This is a genomic window from Nocardioides renjunii, from assembly GCF_034661175.1.
In the GTDB taxonomy this organism is placed as follows: Bacteria; Actinomycetota; Actinomycetes; order Propionibacteriales; family Nocardioidaceae; genus Nocardioides; species Nocardioides renjunii.
Window position 1 is genome coordinate 1,913,351 of record NZ_CP141058.1, and the last position, 17,378, is coordinate 1,930,728.

Here is a 17,378-nt window from a genome sequence, read left to right on the forward strand (position 1 = left end):
TTCACTTCCACGGGACTGCTCCGGCGAACCTGCCATACTCCCGGACCATGTCCGCCCTGACGGCCCTGCGGGTCTTCCACCAGCGACGCATCGCGGTGCCGGTGCCCGACGACGCCCTCGTCCTCGACGTCGGCAGCGGTGACAAGCCCTCGTGGCGCGCCGACGTGCTGCTCGACCGCTACACCGGGGCCGAGTTCGCCGCCCAGCGGTCCGGCCGCGCCGCGGCACGCGTCTCGCGCCCCCTCTTCGACGCGGACGCGGCCGACATGCCGTTCCGCGACGGCGCCTTCGACTACGCCATCTGCTCCAACCTGCTCGAGCACGTGCCCGACCCGGCAGCGGTGGCCCGTGAGCTGAGCCGGGTGGCCCGGGCCGGCTACATCGAGGTGCCGGAGGCGGCCAGCGCCAAGATCGTCGACTTCCCCAGCCACGTGTGGTGGTGCCGGCTGGAGGAGGGGGGCGCCGAGGGCAGCTCCGAGGGCAGCTCCGCGGGGGACGCGCCGACGCTCGTGCTCACCGCCAAGCAGGCGCCGTACTTCGACGCCGAGATCCACGCCTACATCGAGCGCGCCGGCGTCCGCGACGACCTTGACAGCGTCCTCAACCGGCACTTCGAGCACCGCGTCATCCAGTACCACTGGTCGGGCGCCGTCAGGCTGCGGACCGAGGGACGGCTCGATCCCGACTTCTTCGCTGCGGCCCTGCGCGCGCCCGGTCACCAGCGCGGCTGGGAGGCGGGCGCCGTCCAGGCGCTGACGGCGGCGTGGACGTTGCCGACCCGCCGCCGGCGGCGCGACGTACGGATCCCGTTCAACCAGGTGGTCAAGCCCGAGCACCAGCGCGCCGACGACGCCGTCCTCGAGCGGCGCATCTACCGGCTCGACGCGGCGGCCGGAGGTGCTCAGCAGGAGACTCAGTAGGGGTCGTAGGGGCTCTCGTGGCCGAACAGCCGGCGGGCCAGCGGTCGCAGCCGCAGCCGGAGGAGGACCTTGACGGCGACGTTGCGCAGCCACCACGGCACCTCCTGCAGGATGCGCCACCGGTCGGCCGCCGACGGGGCGCCGACCCGGAACAGCGCCATCGACCCGGCGCGACGCTCGTAGCGGAGACGGCGCGAGGGCAGCACGTGGGCCAGCACGCCGAGGGTGACACCGATGGAGGAGTAGCAGTCGTGGACGAGGATCGGGGCCCCCACCGGGAGGTGCGCCGCCCACTTGAGGTCGTCGGTCAGCGTCCAGTAGTCGTGCTTGCCGTCGATGTAGAGGTAGTCGATGCCGCGCGTCCAGCCGGGTCGCGCCCGCGTGCTGTAGTCGGCCACCAGCTCGACCGTGTCCGCCAGGCCGGTCTCCGCCACGTTGCGCTCGAACTTCGTCCGGGTGGTCACGCCGCCGAACAGGCGGCCCTCGACGAAGGGGTCGACGGCCACGACCCGGCCCTGCAGCGCGCGGGCCGCGGTGGCCAGGACGACCGTCGACTTGCCCTGGTGGCTGCCGATCTCGACGATCAGCGGACGCTCCGGCAGCTCCTGCGCGGTGTCGAAGAGCAGCCGCGCCTGGTCCTCGGTGAGCCACCCGGGGATCGCCGAGGCGACGTCCCAGGTCGCCTCGAACCCGGCGGGCTGGCAAGCAGTCATGTGAAGTCCCTCGGGCGTGGATCGGCGCGGCTGGTCCGGAGTACCGACGCAGAATATAGACTCACCGCCGCCCGAGCGGATCGACACGGAAGGCAGCCGCAGTGACCGACGGCTCCACTGCCCCGGTCCGCCGGCGTCCCTCTCGGTCGGACCCGTGGCTGCTCGGCGTGCACGTGCTCGTCGTCGTCTCCGTCGTCGTGCTGAACCTCTTCCAGCAGACCGGACGCATCACCTTCGACACCAAGCTCGACCTGCAGCTCGACCCCGCCGACCTGCTGGCGCGCAGCTCCAGCCTGTGGAACGGCGACTGGGCCCTGGGCGGCCTGCAGAACCAGGCGTCCGGCTACCTGTTCCCGATGGGGCCGGCCTTCCTCGCCGGGGAGCTGCTCGGGGTCCCGATGTGGATCTGGCAGCGGCTGTGGTCCGCGCTCGTCATGCTGCTGGCCTACGAGGGGGCCCGTCGGCTCGCGGCCTCCTGGCCCGGCATCGGACGCGCGGGCGCGATCCTGGCAGGGCTCACCTACATGCTCGCCCCGCGCGTCCTGACGACCGTGGGCGGGCTCAGCGGCGAGACGCTCCCCGCAGCCGTCCTGCCCTGGACCGTGCTGCCACTCGTCCTCTACCTGCGCGGGCGCATGCGCGGCTGGGTGGCGTTCGTGCTCTCGGCAGCCACCATCCCCTGGATGGGCGGCCAGAACGCCACGCTGGTGGTGGCGTGCCTGGTGCTGCCGGCGCTGCTGCTCGCACTGGCCTCGGGGCGCGCGCTGCGGCGTCGGCTGACCGACCTGGTGGGGTGGGGTGCGCTGGTCGGCGTCGCCACGACCTGGTGGGTCGTGCCCCTGCTGCTGATGGGTGCCTACTCCCCGCTGTTCCTCGACTTCATCGAGTCGTCCAAGGACACGGCGGGTTCGGTCGGGTGGCTCGCCTCGCTGCGCGGCACGAGCCACTGGGTGGCGTTCTTCCCCGGGGGCGGCCAGGTCGGCTGGACCGGCGGCTACGAGCTGTCGTCGTCATCCTGGCTGCTCCTCACGACCGTGCTCGTGGCCGCGATCGGGCTGGCGGGGCTGCTGAGACGCGAGCTGTGGCAGCGCCGCGCGCTGGTGACCGCAGTGCTCCTGGGGCTCGTCGTCCTGAGCGCAGGGCGAGGCGGCTGGGCGGGATCGGTCCTCTCCGACGCGTGGCTGCACGCGCTGGACACCTTCCTGGCGCCGTTGCGCAACATCCACAAGTTCGATCCCCTCGTGCGTCTTCCGCTGGCGCTCGGCGTCGGGGCATGGGTGACCCACGCCATGCCCCAGCGGTGGCCGGCGTCCTGGCGCGCGGTGGCCAGGGTCCCGGTGCACGTGGCCGTGCTGGGGGCGACGGTGGCGCTCGTCGCGGGCACGACCGTCCCTGCGCTCGGCGGGCTGATGAGGGTCGACCGCGGTTTCGAGGACGTGCCCGGCACGTGGCGCGACGCGGTGGCCTACCTCGACGACCAGGCTGGTCCCACCCGCACCCTGGTGCTTCCGGGAGCCGGCTTCGCAGTGCAGACCTGGGGCCGCACGATCGACGAGCCCATCCAGGTGCTCGACCCGTCGCCGTGGCTGGCGCGGGCGCAGGTCACCGTCGCACCTGCCGGCACCCTGCGGCTCCTGGACTCGGTCGAGCAGTCCATGTCGCGGGCCCGCCCGCAGGAGCGGACGGCAGACGCGCTGAGGACGATGGGGATCACCCACGTAGTGGTGCGCAACGACCTCGACCCCGCCACAGACGCACCCGAGGCGGCCGTCGTGCGCGCGTCGATGGCAGACCTGCCGGGTGCACGGGTCGCCGCCACCTTCGGACGCGCGCCCGACGGTGGACCGTTGCTGGAGGTCTTCGAGCTCGACCAGGCTCACGACCCCCGGGTGGAGGTGCAGGACTGGGAGGACCGGGTCGTCGTGTCGGGCGGGCCCGAGGTCGTCCCCGACCTCCGCTCCGCCGGGGTGGTCGGGGACGGGAGAGCGGTCGTGCTCGCCGCCGGCGACCGCGCGGACGTCGACCTCCCGCTCGATGTCGTCACCGACAGCCTCAGGCGCGTGGAGCGCAACTTCGGTCGCGTGCACGACGCCAGCTCGGGCGTGATGACCTCAGCCGACGACTACCGGATCGACCGGCTCGTCCACGACTACATCGACGATGCGCTGCCCATGGGCCGGACCGTCGCCGTCTACGACGGGGCCGCTGACATCGTCGCCTCCACGTCGGGGGGGTACGCCAACGCGCTGGGCGCCGTCCGTCCCGAGGAGCACCCCTACGCAGCGTTCGACCGGTCGATCTTCACCGGCTGGAGCAGCTCGCCCTTCAGCCGTCCGGTGGAGCAGTGGGTGGAGCTCCGCTTCGACGAACCCACCGATGTCCGCGAGGTGTCCCTGGTCTTCGACAACGCCGCGGGGGTCGACGTCACCTCGGTGCGCGTGTCGACCGACGAGCGGTCCGTCGACGCCGCCGTCGCGGGTGACGGGACCGTGGCGGGCATCGACGTCGACGACACCGCTGCCACCTCGCTGCGGGTGGCGGTCCTCGACGCCGGGGCCGACAGGGGTCGGGTCCGCCTCATGGACGTGCGCATCGCCGGGCACGACGTGACGAGGTCGCTGCTGCTCCCCGGCACGGTGTCCGCGGACACCTCGGTCTTCGTCTCGAGCGAGCCGTTGCGCCGAGCCTGTGCGGTCACCGACGAGGGTGGGGCCGTGGCGTGTGACCGGAGCCGTTTCCGCGAGAGCTCCGAGACTCCTGGTTTCGACCGCACGATCACGGTGGGTGAGTCGGGCAGCTGGAGCCTGCTGGGTCGGGCCGTGGCGACGTACGGATCAGCACTGGACAGGCTGTTCGCGCCCCTCGACCCGTCCCTCCTCGACGTCACCTCCTCCTCGACCTACGGCGGCGACCCCGCGGTGAACGCTGCCGCGGCCGTCGACGGTCGACCCGAGACAGGGTGGGCGTCCGCGCCCGGCGATCCCGCACCGGCGCTGCAGGTGTCCTGGGGCCCACGGCGTCGCGTCTCGGCCATCACGCTGACCGCGGCGCAGGGCCTGCCCGGTGGACTGCCGGACCTGGTGACGGTGGATCCCGGGCGCCGGGCCGGCGAGCCCCAGCTGGTCGCGACCACGGGACTCGGCGCCGGGCGGATGCGCACGGTGCGCACCAACCGGCTGAAGATCACCGCCGTCGGTGAGGCGGCCGCCGACGGCTTCGCCGTCTCCGAGCTGACGGTGAGTCGCACCGGGGACCTCCGCGACGAGCCGTCGCCGGACACTCGCACCGGCACGCTCTGCGGGTTCGGGCCGACCGTGGAGGTCGCCGGCCAGGTCGTCCAGACCCGACTGCGGGGGACCCTCGAGGACGTGCGTCGCGGGGCCGAGCTCGCGGTTCTTCCCTGCGACGGTGTCACCGTCGACCTCGAGCCCGGGGCGCACCGGGTGCGGGTCACCAACCCGTCCGGGTTCGCGGTCTCCGACCTGACGCTCACGCCCACGACCGAGGTGCCGTCCGAGGCGGGTGAGCCGTCCCCGCCCGCCGAGGTGCGGTCGTGGACACCGACGCAGCGTCGCGTCGCGGTGGAGGTGGGACCCGAGTCGGTGCTCGCGGTCAGCGAGAGCTACAACCGCGGGTGGACGGCGCGCCTGGACGGGTCCGTCCTGGAGCCCGTGGTGCTGGAGGGCTGGCAGCAGGGGTTCGTGGTGCCGGCCGGGGCTGGCGGCGAGGTCGTCCTGACCTACGCGCCGCAGGTGACCTTCGGTGCCGCACTCGTGGGCGGTCTCGTCCTCGTGGGCGTCCTGCAGGTGCTCGCCGGAGTCCTGCTGCTGCGCCGACGCCGGGGCGGCCCGGCCCCGGCCCAGGGCGACACGGACCCGGCGGACCGGTCCACCGTCGAGGCGCGCGACGGAGCACGACGCACGTCATCGCGAGCCGTCCTGGAGGTCGTCTCCGTCCTGGTCCTGGCCGTCATCTCGTTGCCGCTCGCGGTCGGCACCGGCGTCGGTCGTCTCACGGCTCGGGTCCGGAGCCGACGGATGGCCCTCGCCTGCGCGGCGGTCCTGGTGCTCGCAGCCCTGGTCGCCGTGTCGGCGTCGTCAGTCGTCATACCTCCTGCTGGGGCCGACGTCCTCGCAGCCCTCGCGGTCGGCGTCGTGTGCGGCCGGGTGCTCCTGGCACCCCGTGATCAGGCCGATGACTAGCCCGGACGTGGGATAGCGTGCGCGCCATGCCGAGCACCCCGACTGGCGCACCGGACGGGGTGGCACCGGACTCTCCGGTGATCAGCCTGTCCCTGTCTCGCGAGCACGCCGTCGTGGGGGTCGTCGTGGTGGGGCAGGCGGTCTGGCTCGGATTCGTGATGCTGCGCGGGTGGTACAGCGCGGCCGACCTGCCCAACATCGCCTTCGCCACCGGGCGCGATCTCGACTGGGACTACCTGACGAGCACCCTCGGTGGCCACTTCGGGGTGGCCCAGCGACTGGTCTACTGGTTGCTCAACAGGGGCGCGCCGCTCGAGTGGTGGGTCACCGTCCTGGTGCGACTGATCTGCCAGGCCGTCACGACGGTGCTGCTCTGGCGCCTGTGCCGCGCCCTCGTCGGGCCGCGACCATGGCTGCCGGTCGTCCTGGTCTGCTACGCGTCGAGCACCTACCTGGTGCCGGGGACCGTTGCGCTCAACAGCGGTCTGGGCCTGGCGATCAGCCAGATGTGCCTGGTCGGCGCACTGCTCGCCCACGTGAGGTACGCACGCGAGCGTCGACTGGCGGACGCCGTCGTCGTCGCCGTCCTGGTGCTCGTCATGCTCTCCTTCGCGCAGGGATCACTGCCCACGCTCGTCTTCCTGCCCGTCCTCTCGCTGGTCTTCCTGCGCGAGGGGACCCTGCGGCAACGCGTGACGGGTGAGCTGTCGCTGTGGCGGGGGTGGCTGGTCCTGGCGCTGGCCCTCGGGGTCTTCGCGGGTCTCTACCTGGTCGGTGACTACAACAGCCCGTCGTCGGCGTTCACCGCTGCCGACGCCCTCTGGCTGGTCGGCCAGGCCTGGATCATGATCCTCGGACCGGCGCTCCTCGGTGGCCCGTGGAGCTTCTACTCCTTCCCCGACCAGTGGAGCGCCTATGCCGACCCGCCCCTCGCGCTGGTCGTCCTCGGGCAGGTGGCGCTGGTCGGCCTGGTCGCGCTGAGCGTCCGGCAGTCGGGCCGGATCGCACTCGTCGCGTGGGCGATCCCGGTGTGGACCGCCGTGACCAGTCTCGTGCTCGTCGGCACAGGTCGGTGGTCCTTCCTCGGCGAGGTGATCCCGAGCGCGCTGCGCTACAGCCACTTCGTGCCGGTGTCGCTCGCGCTCGGCATCGTGCTGGCCTTCGGGTCGGGGACACCCGCTGCCAGGGCCGGCAGGAGGAGCCTCGTCGCGTGGTCGGACCCGCACCGCCGGAGGGTCGTGGCGGGGGTCGCGACGGGGCTCGTCGTCATCGCGAGCCTCGTCTCGACGTGGAGGTTCGCCGAGGTGTTCTGGGACAACCCGGCGCAGCGCTACACCACCACGCTCCTGCGCGACGCCGCCGAGCGTGGTCCCGGCGTCCAGGTGTACGACACCCTGCTACCCGAGTCGGTGGTGCCGTACGTCTCGCAGATGTACGTCTCCGACCTGCTCGCGCTCGGAGGGGCCTCGGCGGAGCTCGGCGGGCAGTCCTCCAACCGCCTGGTCGTGGACGGGAACGGGAAGCTGGTGACGGCGAAGTTCTTCGACACCGCGGACTTCACCAACAAGCGGAAGAAGGGCTGCGGCATCCACGTCTACGGGGAGGGGAGCACTCTCATTCCACTGGAGCCGGTCACGCGGACCCGGGAGTGGTTCCTGCAGCTCGAGCTCTACCAGCCGCGCGACAACAGCGTCACCATGTCAGTCGTCGACGCGGACGGCCGGGAGCTGGCCGTCGGCGGCGACGGCGCCACCCTGGACATGCGCGGCCCGCTCGTCGTCCTCCATCGCCGGATCCAGAGCGGCAGGCCGGCCCTCATCACGCTCGAGGCGTCAGACCCGCAGACGAACTTCTGCCTCGTGCACACGTTCGTCGGGGTTCCCTTGCCCTGACCCGCCGGGCTCCGCGCACTAGGCTCCGCGCATGCGCGCGCTCCCGGCGGTCAAGGACCTCTACGCGGGCTCCGCCCAGGGCGTTCGACGCATGCTCGTGCGCTACGGCCCCGAGATCGAGACACCGCCGGTCGAGCATCGCTGGCGGCACTGGGCGTACAGCCTGGGAGCGGTCCACGACTCGTCGGCGCTGGTCGAGCTGGACGTCCCGTGGTGGACCTACCGTGCGGCCGCCGAGGTGCACGCGTGGCTGACGGCCCGGCCGGCACCGGTGACGGTCTTCGAGTACGGCTCCGGTGCAAGCACGGTGTGGCTGGCACGCCGGGCGGACCGGGTGCACAGCGTCGAGCACCACGCCGGATTCGCAGGCCAGATGCAGCAGGCGCTCGCCGAGCACCCGCACGCGGTCGTCCGCGTCGTCGAGCCGGTGGGCAGTCCCCGTCCGGTCGTGCCGTCCCGCAAGGAGGGTCACGCTGGCCTGGACTTCGAGTCGTACGTCGGCGCCATCGATGAGGTGCCGGGCTCGTTCGACCTGGTGGTCATCGACGGTCGTGCCCGCGAGGCCTGCCTCGAGGCAGCGGTGGGGCGGCTGGCCCCGGACGGGATGATCGTCTTCGACAACAGCCGGCGTCAGCGCTATCGCGAGGCGATCCGCCGGTCGGGCCTCCGGGAGCGCGTCCTGCGGGGACTCACCCCGAGCCTGCCCTATCCCGAGCAGACGTCGCTGCTCAGGAGGCCCTGAGGTCGCGCAGCCCGTGGCGCGCCACGCCCGTCGCGGCGAGCACGACGTCGGCCACGACCAGCAGCACCCGTGACGCCACCGCCACGGCGAGTGCTGCATCGACGCCCGCCGTGGGTCCGAGAGCGAGCAACAGGACCCCTTCGCGTACGCCGACACCCGCGGGTGCCGGGACGAACGCCAGGCCCGCCGCCCACGCCAGTCCGATGCCGCCGATCGCCGCCGCCACATCGGTCACGCCGAGGGGGCCGTAGGCGCTCATGAGGACGGCCAGCTGTCCACCCAGCAGGACCCAGCCGAGGATCGCCCACAGCCAGGCCAGCCCGACACCGCGTCCGGACACACGTGCCTCGAGCGACTGACCTCCCGACCAGACACTCAGGCGGTCGAGCACCGCCATGAGGGCGCGCGGGTGCAGCAGCACCGCGAGGGGCACGACCAGGACGAGGAGCCACCAGTAGCGCCGGAGGCCGTCAGGACTCGCCCATGGGAGCAGGACCGCCCCGACCGAGATGCCGCTCGCCGTCACTACGACCAGGAGCAGGAGGCCCGCCCCGAGCATCAGCCGGCGCGGGGCGCCCCAGCGGGCGCCGAGATGCACCTGGGCCAGCACCGGCCACACCGATCCCGGGACGTACTTGCCGAGCTGGCTGAGGTAGAACACGGCCGCGGCGTCGCGGCGGCCGACCTCCACGCCGAGGCCGGTGAGGAGCGCCAGCCACATCCGGGCGAGGCACATCGTCGCCGCCACCCCCAGCACTCCGGCGAGCGCCACCCGCCCGACGCTGAGCCGGCGTACGGCCGTCGCGACGTCGTCGCCCTGGCGGGCCAGGAGGTAGACGCAGCCGCCGACGACGGCGGCAGCCAGGGCCCACCGGACCACGAGGCCCCGCCGCGTCGGCGGGGACGAACCGTCCGGCTGCGCGGACTGCCCGTTCAGGAGTCGGCCGCCCGATCAGGGACGAGCGACGGAGGGGGAGCCGGAGGGGAGGACATGTCCGCGCCGGGGAACGGCACCTGGAACCGGGAACGCTTGGTGTGCTCGAGGTTGTCCTCGATCAGGACGCGGTTCGCACGGATGAGGTCCGAGATCACCCCGAGCATCAGGCTCATGAAGGCGAGGATGAGCAGGACTGCACCCACCAGGAGCGACTGGAGGTGGCCGTCCTCGCGGTCGCGGATCCACAGCACGCCGTACCTCGCGAAGGGGATGAGGCCCAGGACGCCCAGCACTGCTGTCACCCATGCGAACAGCACGTAGGGCTTGTACATCATGAAGGAGCGCACGATGGCGGCCATCGACTTCAGCACGTGCTCCCGCGTCGAGCCGAACAGCCGTGAGTCCCGCGACCTCGGGTTGGTGGTGATCGGGATGCTGTCGATCTTCAGACGCTTGTTGCCCGCCTGGATGATCGTCTCCATGCAGTAGCTGAAGCGGGTGATGGTGTTGAGCACCATCAGGCTCTCGCGGGAGTAGGCCCGGAAGCCGCTGGCCGCGTCGGGGAGGTCGGTGCCCGCTGCGCGGTTGACCACGGCGCTGCCGATCCGCTGGAGCAGCTTCTTGGTCGGTGAGAAGTGCTCGATCAGGTGGGTCTGCCGGTCCGCGATCACCAGGTCCGCGCGCTTCTCGACGATCGGCCGGACGAGGTCCGGGATCCGCTCCTGCGGGTACTGGTTGTCGCCGTCGGTGTTGACCACGATGTCCGCACCGAGCTCGAGCGAGCGCATCACCCCGTCCCTGAAGGAGCGTCCGAGGCCCTGCGTGCGGGAGTGGTGGACGAACTGGGTGACACCGTGCTCCTGGGCGACTGCCACCGTGTTGTCGGTGCAGCCGTCATCGATGACGAGGATCTCGATCTCGTCGATCCCGGGGATCCGGCGCGGGATGGAGGCGAGGACGGCCGGCAGCGTCTGCTCCTCGTTCAAGCAGGGGATCTGCACGATCAGCTTCACTGTGGCGGCCTCGTTGTCCGGGGGGTCGGCGTGCGGGTCACGCTAGTCGTTGCGGCGCCCGGCCATCGACTACAGTCGCCGCGTGCCGCAGCAGTCCGTCCCACCTTCCTCGGCCTGGGCACCCACGCTGCGACGTTCCGTCCGGCTCTTCCGCGCGTTCCGGCTCGAGCAGACCCGGCCCGACGTCTTCTACGGCGCGCTCGCCGAGGACTCCGTCGGGCACCTGTCGGAGTACGCCGACCTCGTCGGGAGCCGGATGCTCGACGTCGGAGGTGGCCCGGGCTACTTCCGGCGGGCGTTCGAGGACGCGGGAGCGACCTACTTCGCCCTCGACGCCGACGCCGGCGAGCTCTCCGGGCTCGGCGAGATCTCGCCGAGGACGGTGCTGGGCAGCGGCATGCAGCTGCCCTTCGGGGACGGCACGTTCGACGTCTGCTACTCCTCCAACGTGCTCGAGCACGTGTCCGAGCCGTGGCGGATGGCCGACGAGATGGTCCGGGTGACGCGACCGGGCGGCATCACGTTCATCTCCTACACCGTCTGGTTCGGCCCGTGGGGCGGGCACGAGACGGCTCCGTGGCACTACCTCGGCGGGCGTCGCGCGCGCCGCCGCTACCGGCGTACGCACGGGCACGAGCCCAAGAACAGGTTCGGCGAGTCGCTCTTCGCGGTGACGGTCCGCGCAGGCCTGGACTGGGCACGCGGGCAGACGGACGCCGAGGTCCTCGACGTCGTCCCCCGCTACAACCCGCGGGCCGCCCGCTGGCTGACGTACGTCCCGGTGGTTCGCGAGGTCGTCACCTGGAACCTCGTCATCGTCCTGCGCCGGCGATGAGCCCACCGACCACGAGCAGCCCGACGGCGATCACCTGGCGGTTCCGGCTCGTCGCGTGCTGCCTGGTCCTCGTGGCCCTCGCCTTCTCGCAGCGCCCGGGACGCATCGTCAGCGACACGAAGTTCGACCTCGTCGCCGACCCCGGCGCGATGCTCGGGCGGGCGCTGCACATGTGGGACCCGTCGGGTGGCTTCGGGCAGATCCAGAATCAGGCCTACGGCTACCTCTTCCCCATGGGGCCCTTCTTCTGGCTCGGCGACCTCCTCACGGTGCCCGGGTGGGTCGTCCAGCGGACGTGGTGGTCCCTGCTGCTGGTGGTCGCCTTCCTCGGCGTCGTCAAGCTGTGCGCCGCGCTGGACCTCGGGTCGCCGACCAGCCGCATCGTCGCGGGGTTCGCCTACGCGCTGTCGCCCCGCATCCTGACCACCATCGGCCCCATCTCCATCGAGGGCTGGCCGATGGCGCTGGCACCGTGGGTGCTGGTGCCGCTCGTCCTCGGCTCGCGGGCCCGCTCACCGCGGCGGGCCGCGGCGCTGTCGGCACTGGCGGTCGCGGCGGTGGGCGGGGTGAACGCCGCCGCGACCTTCGCCGTCATCCCGCTCGGCGCGGTGTGGCTGCTCACCCGCTCCGCGGGGCCCCGGCGCCGGGCGCTGATGACGTGGTGGCCGCTCCTGGTGGTCGCGGGCACCGCCTGGTGGCTCGTCCCGCTCCTCCTGCTCGGTGCGTACAGCCCGCCGTTCCTCGACTTCATCGAGACCGCCTCGATCACGACCTTCCCCACGACGCCGTTCGACGTGCTCCGCGGCACCTCGCACTGGGTCCCGTACGTCGACTCGACCTGGCGCGCGGGCAACGACCTCGTCTCCACGGGCTACGTGGCGCTTAACGGCGCAGTGCTCGTCGTGCTCGGGCTCGCGGGCATCGCGCTGCGGGGCAACCCGCACCGCCAGTTCCTGGCCCTCGGCACGTTGCTGGGCCTCGTCCTGGTGTCGCTGGGGCACTCGGGCAGCGTGTCGGGATGGTTCGCCGCCGACGAGCGGTCCGCGCTCGACGGCGTGCTGGCGCCGCTGCGCAACGTGCACAAGCTCGAGCCGCTGGTGCGGCTGCCGCTGGTCCTGGGGCTGGCGCACCTGCTCGCCGCCGCCGCAGCACGCGTGCGGGCCGCTCCGCCACGGTCGCTCCGCGAGCGGCTGGAGGACGGCGACCGCGTGGCGTACGCCGGTGTGCTGGCGCTGAGCGTCGTCGCCGTGGCGGGCGTCGCGAGCCCGGCGCTCGCCGGACGCCTGGCGCCGGCCGACGACTTCGAGGCGGTCCCCGGCTACTGGGAGCGAGCAGTGTCGTGGCTCGGCACGACCGCAGACCGCGACCCGGACGGGACGACCGCGCTGCTCGTGCCCGGCTCCAGCTTCGCCACCTACCTGTGGGGCACCCCCGAGGACGAGCCGGCGCAGGCCTATGGTGTCGCCGGGTGGGCGGTGCGCAACGCCGTGCCGCTCGCGCCGCCGGGCAACATCAGGATGCTCGACGCCGTCGAGGCCCGCCTGGCCGCCGGCCGGCCCTCGCCGGGCCTCGCCGCCTACCTCCGCCGGGCCGGGGTGGGGCGGCTGGTGGTGCGCAACGACCTGCGTGCCTCCGACGACGTGCCGCTCCCGGTCCTGGTGCACCAGGCGATCGAGGGCTCACCCGGGCTCACCAAGGTCGCCGAGTTCGGCCCGGACGTCGGCGGGCCGGTGCGCCTCGACGAGGACGACGAGGAGGACGACGAGGAGGACGACGAGGAGGCCGACGAGGAGGCCGACGAGGAGGCCGACGAGGAGCGGCCGCGCCGCGTGGTCGTGGACGGGGGCTGGCACGCCGACTACCCGGCCGTCGAGGTCTACGAGGTGGCCGGCGCCGGAGCGGCCGCCGGAAGCCCGGCCCCACCGGTGGTGGTGGGCGGGCCGGAGGACCTCCTCGACCTGCTCGACGCCGACCTGCTGGGCGACGAGCCCGCGGTGCTCGCGCTCGACGCACCGGACGGGCCCGACGGCGGTGGGCTGGTCCTGACGGACGGGCTGCGCCGTCGCGAGGCGACCTTCGCCCGCGTGCACGACGGCCGGTCGGCGACGCTCGCCCCGGACGACGACGGTCGCAGGGGTGCGCCGGCGCGCGAGTACGTGCTCGAGGACCAGGCCCGCTGGGAGACGACGGCGCAGGTCCTCGGGGCACGCTCGGTCGACGCGTCCGGGTCGCGAGCCTTCGCGGACACCATCGGCCCGGTGCTGCCGGAGACACTGCCGTACGCCGCCTTCGACGGCCGGCCGGAGACGGCGTGGGAGTCCGGGATCCCGCGCAGTGACGAGGACCCCTGGGTGCGGGTGGTCCTCGCGGAGTCCCGCGAGGTCGGGCCGGTGACCGTCGTCGCCGGCGAGACCCAGGGCGACGACGCGACCTCCTTGGTGGTCGAGACGGAGGCGGGCACGTCCGAGGCCCGGACGCTGCTGCCGGGGGAGTCGGTCACGCTCGTGCCGCCGGCGGGCCCGACGTCGTGGATCCGCGTCGCGGCGGCCCCGAGCGACGGTCCAGCGGAGGGCCTGTCCATCGCCGAGGTGCGCGTCCTGGGGCTCGACCTCGACCGGACCCTCGTGCTGCCGGAGGTCCCGGCCGGGTGGGGCGCACCCGACCACGTGCTCCTCGCGGCGCCCACCAGCCGCGGCGCCTGCGTGGAGGTGGGGAGCGACGTGCGGTGCGCCCCCGGACGGCAGCGCCCGGACGAGGACGGCGGTGTCATCGACCGGACGGTCCGCCTGGGCACCGGCGCCGACTACGAGGTCTCGGTCGGCGTGCTCCCGGTGGCCGGCGACGCGCTCGAGGGACTGCTGCAGCGCAACCAGCTCGTCAACGTGACGGCCTCCTCGACGGGTGCGCCGGACGCTCGCGCCTCCGCGGTGGCCGCGATCGACGGGGCCGGTGGCACGACGTGGACCGCCGACGTCGACGACCCGACCCCGACGCTCACCCTCAGCTGGATCGGGAAGCGTCCCGTGCGTGCGATCGAGCTCGGGCTCGACCGCGAGGCCGCGGCCGCCCCGGCCACCCGCGTCGAGCTCGTGCACGACGCCGGACGACAGACCGTGGAGCTCGACCCCGACGGCTATGCCCGGGTGGAGCCGTTCCGCACCACCCGCCTCGAGGTCCGGGTCCTGGACTCCGCGCGGGCCGGGACCCGGTCCGCCTTCGGCGGCATCGACCCGGTGGGGGTCGGTGTGAGCGAGCTGCGGGTGAGCGGCGTCGGTCTGCTGCCGATCGAGCTGCCGGAGACACCGGTGGACATCGGCTGCGGGTTCGGTCCCGCGCTGCGCGTGGGCGGCGACATCTACGCCACCAGCGTCACCGCCTCCGCCCGGCAGCTGTTCGACGGCGAGCTCGTGACCGCCCGCGCCTGCGGTCCTGCGACGGTCGACCTCGGGTCGTCGACCACGCGGGTCGTCAGCACGCCCGCACCCGCGTTCCGGCCGGTGCGGGTGGTCCTCAGCCGGCCCGGGGCCGCGGCGCTCGGGACCTCCCCGTCCAGCGCCACCCTCCGGCCCACCTCGCCCGTGACCGCCGGGCTGGCGCTGGAGGACGCGGACGCGCCCTCGGTGGTGGCGCTGCACCAGAACGTCAACGCGGGCTGGCACGCGCGGCTCCCCGACGGCGAGGAGGCGGCGGACCTGACCGTCGACGGGTGGCAGCAGGGCTGGCGGGTGCCGGCCGGTACCGACTCGCTGGACCTGCGCTACGGCCCGGACCGGACCTACCGGGCGGCGCTGCTCGGCGGCGCCGCCCTGCTCCTCGTCCTGCTGCTCGGCGCCGTGGTGGTGCCGCGCCGCGGCTCGGCGACGCCTCCCGTGCGCACCGCGGTGGCGGGATGGGTCGTCCCGGTCGCAGGTCTGATCACCCTCGGCCTGGTCGCAGGGTGGCCGGGCGTCGGCTGGGGCGCCTTGGGCGCCGGTCTCGGCCTCGTCGCCCGCACGCGCTTCCCGGCAGCCGTCGTCGCCCTCGCCGCCGGGGTGCCCCTGCTCGCGGCCGCCGGCGTCTACTGGTTGCGGCCGCTCGGCTCGGAGGACGGCTGGGCAGGGGCGCTGCTCGCCCCCCAGCTGCTGGTGGCCCTGTCGCTGGGCGCCTGGCTCGCCGCCGTGGCGGCCCACGGGGGACGGATGTCGCGCAGCCGCTGGGAGGGTCGCTCCACCACCCGGTGAAGCACCTCGGAGACGGCGACCGAGGCGAGGAGCGTGAGCGAGAACAGCTCCAGTCCACGGCCCTCGAACAGCGGCATGTCGCGCCACTCGGTGATCAGCTCGAGCAGCAGCAGGTGCACGCAGAAGATCCCGTAGGACAGGTGCCCGAGGTGGCGGAGCACGGGACGCGACAGCACCCGGGCGAAGCGCCCGTCGGCGGGCGCGAACACGCCCGGCAGGACGATGAGTCCCGCGACGGCGGCGTACAGCAGGTTCTTGGTCAGCGCCGCACCCAGCGTCGGGGGAGTCAGGTCCGCGGGCCCGGCGACGGGCGTGGCGGCGACGGCGAAGAGGGCCGCGGCCGAGAGCCAGCACAGGCCGGGGGACCGGCCCAGCTCCAGGACCAGCACGGTCAGCCGGTCCCGGGCGCCCCGGTCGCGGTGGCGGGCCCGCGTGACCGTCCGGGCGAGGACCAGGCCGACCGCGAACCACGTGAGGTAGGACGGCAGCCAGAGCCGCATCATCGTGTCGCCCGTGTCCAGGCGCACCGACAGGTCCAGCAGCCAGACGACGGTGGTCGCCACCATCGCGAGGACCACGGGGGCGAGGCGGGCACGCCCGGGGCGTCCGTCCCGGCGGGGGAGGGCCAGCCACATCAGGGCCGGCAGGACGACGTAGAAGGCCACCTCGGTGGCCAGGCTCCACATCTGGGTCAGGCCGTCGGGCAGCTGGTCGTCGACGTAGATGTCGGCCAGCAGGAGCGTCGAGGCCCACTGGCCTGGCCCGGCGTCGTCGTTGCCGGGGAGCAGCGACAGGGCGGCGACGGCCGTGATGACGTAGACCGGCGCGAGCCGCAGCGCGCGCTTCCACAGGTAGCGACCGGTCGACGGCGCCGGCCGTCCCGTGCGGTGCCGCTCGAACCACGGCAGGGACAGCAGGAATCCGGACAGCACGAAGAACACCGCCACGCCGACGTCGAGCCGCGCGAGCGCCCAGCCCCACACCGGCTCGGAGTAGTCGCCGGCCCAGAAGGCGGCGTGCGTGGCGAGGACGGCCATCGCGGCCAGGGCGCGCAGCGAGTCCAGGACGGGGAACGTCGTCGCGACGCTCGAGTCGTCCGGGCGCTGCATGGAGCGATGATCGCACGCGGTGCCGCGCCCGGCGGCACTATCGTGCGCGCATGCCGCTCCTGCGCCGTGTGGTCGCCGTCCTGTCCCGCCTGCTCGCCACCTCCCGCGACCGCGGTGTCGTGGACGTCCTCGGCTCGTCCGCGCGGTGGGGCTGGGGGTGGCTCACCGGGGGACCGCGGGCGCGCCGCGCGCCCGGCGGCTTCGCCTGGGACGGACGGACACTGCCCTACTTCGTCCACGGCTACCACTACACCTGGCTCAACGAGCGCGCCGTCGAGGTGGCCCTCGCGCTGGACCTGCTCGAGCGGCACCCCGGAGCCGAGGTCCTGGAGGTCGGCAACGTGCTCGGGCACTACGCGGACGTGTCGCACGTCGTCGTCGACAAGTACGAGCAGGCGCCCGGCGTCCTCAACGCCGACGTCGCCGACCTCGACCTCGGCAGGACCTTCGACCTCGTGCTGGCCATCTCCACCCTCGAGCACGTGGGCCTCGACGAGGACGTCCTCGACCCGGCCAAGCCCGCCCGGGCCATCGAGCGGCTGCGCGCGCACGTCAGGCCCGGGGGCAGGCTGTGGATCACCCACCCCGTGGGCTACAACCCCTCGCTGGACGCGCAGCTGCGATCGGGCGAGATCCCGTCGAGCCGGATGCGCGCGCTGGTGCGCGAGAGGCACCGCAACCGCTGGCGGGAGGTGGTGCCCGAGGAAGCCTGGGGGACGCCGTACGACCGGCTCCTCTACACCGCCCACGCGGTCGTCGTGGTCGAGATCGACGCGCGGTGAATTTGCCTTCGAA

The 17,378-nt window shown here is 73.3% G+C and carries 10 protein-coding genes and 1 pseudogene; 7 read left to right on the forward strand and 4 right to left on the reverse strand.

The genetic code is table 11. The annotated features are described in order from the left end of the window. The first annotated feature begins 47 nt into the window (after nt 1-47). The gene (locus tag SHK17_RS09160; protein WP_322921827.1) at nt 48-920 is read left to right on the forward strand and encodes a class I SAM-dependent methyltransferase; all 873 of its coding nucleotides are present in this window, start codon (nt 48-50) and stop codon (nt 918-920) included. Here the strand turns inward: SHK17_RS09160 and SHK17_RS09165 are convergent. Then, a complete protein-coding gene (locus tag SHK17_RS09165) occupies nt 914-1,633 on the reverse strand; it encodes a class I SAM-dependent methyltransferase (RefSeq protein ID WP_172272883.1) in 720 nt (239 codons plus the stop codon). The genes SHK17_RS09160 and SHK17_RS09165 overlap by 7 nt on opposite strands. Nucleotides 1,634-1,734: 101 nt before the next feature. Between SHK17_RS09165 and SHK17_RS09170 the strand changes: the two genes are divergently transcribed. The 3 genes from SHK17_RS09170 to SHK17_RS09180 are packed head-to-tail and all read left to right on the forward strand — an operon-like array spanning nt 1,735 to nt 8,469. After that, a complete protein-coding gene (locus SHK17_RS09170; protein WP_322921828.1) occupies nt 1,735-5,835 on the forward strand; it encodes an alpha-(1->3)-arabinofuranosyltransferase domain-containing protein in 4,101 nt (1,366 codons plus the stop codon). A 26-nt stretch (nt 5,836-5,861) separates the two neighbouring features. Beyond that, nucleotides 5,862-7,727, forward strand: coding sequence for a hypothetical protein (locus tag SHK17_RS09175; protein WP_322921829.1), 1,866 nt, complete (start codon nt 5,862-5,864; stop codon nt 7,725-7,727). 31 nt (nt 7,728-7,758) lie between these two features. Then, nucleotides 7,759-8,469 (forward strand): class I SAM-dependent methyltransferase, encoded by a 711-nt coding sequence (locus SHK17_RS09180; RefSeq protein ID WP_322921830.1) that lies wholly within the window; start codon nt 7,759-7,761, stop codon nt 8,467-8,469. On the opposite strand, the gene SHK17_RS09185 is transcribed toward SHK17_RS09180, so the two are convergent. Next, entirely contained in the window at nt 8,456-9,349 is an 894-nt protein-coding gene (locus SHK17_RS09185) for a lysylphosphatidylglycerol synthase domain-containing protein (RefSeq protein WP_322921831.1), read from the reverse strand. The two genes, SHK17_RS09180 and SHK17_RS09185, sit on opposite strands and share 14 nt — an antisense overlap. 53 nt (nt 9,350-9,402) lie before the next feature. Next, a complete protein-coding gene (locus tag SHK17_RS09190; RefSeq protein WP_322921832.1) occupies nt 9,403-10,419 on the reverse strand; it encodes a glycosyltransferase family 2 protein in 1,017 nt (338 codons plus the stop codon). An 82-nt stretch (nt 10,420-10,501) separates the two neighbouring features. On the opposite strand from SHK17_RS09190, the gene SHK17_RS09195 reads away from it, so the two are divergent. Beyond that, on the forward strand, nt 10,502-11,254 hold the full coding sequence (locus tag SHK17_RS09195; protein ID WP_322921833.1) for a class I SAM-dependent methyltransferase: 753 nt from the start codon (nt 10,502-10,504) through the stop codon (nt 11,252-11,254). Further along, on the forward strand, nt 11,251-15,474 hold the full coding sequence (locus SHK17_RS09200) for an alpha-(1->3)-arabinofuranosyltransferase domain-containing protein (RefSeq protein WP_322921834.1): 4,224 nt from the start codon (nt 11,251-11,253) through the stop codon (nt 15,472-15,474). The genes SHK17_RS09195 and SHK17_RS09200 overlap by 4 nt, the downstream gene beginning before the upstream one ends. Nucleotides 15,475-15,500: 26 nt before the next feature. Here SHK17_RS09200 and SHK17_RS09205 read toward each other — a convergent pair. After that, nucleotides 15,501-16,583: pseudogene (locus SHK17_RS09205) on the reverse strand (acyltransferase family protein); the annotation flags it as partial. A 50-nt stretch (nt 16,584-16,633) separates the two neighbouring features. On the opposite strand from SHK17_RS09205, the gene SHK17_RS09210 reads away from it, so the two are divergent. Continuing rightward, nucleotides 16,634-17,365: a class I SAM-dependent methyltransferase gene (locus SHK17_RS09210; RefSeq protein WP_322921835.1), complete on the forward strand. Its 732-nt coding sequence runs from the start codon at nt 16,634-16,636 to the stop codon at nt 17,363-17,365. Nucleotides 17,366-17,378 lie beyond the last annotated feature (13 nt).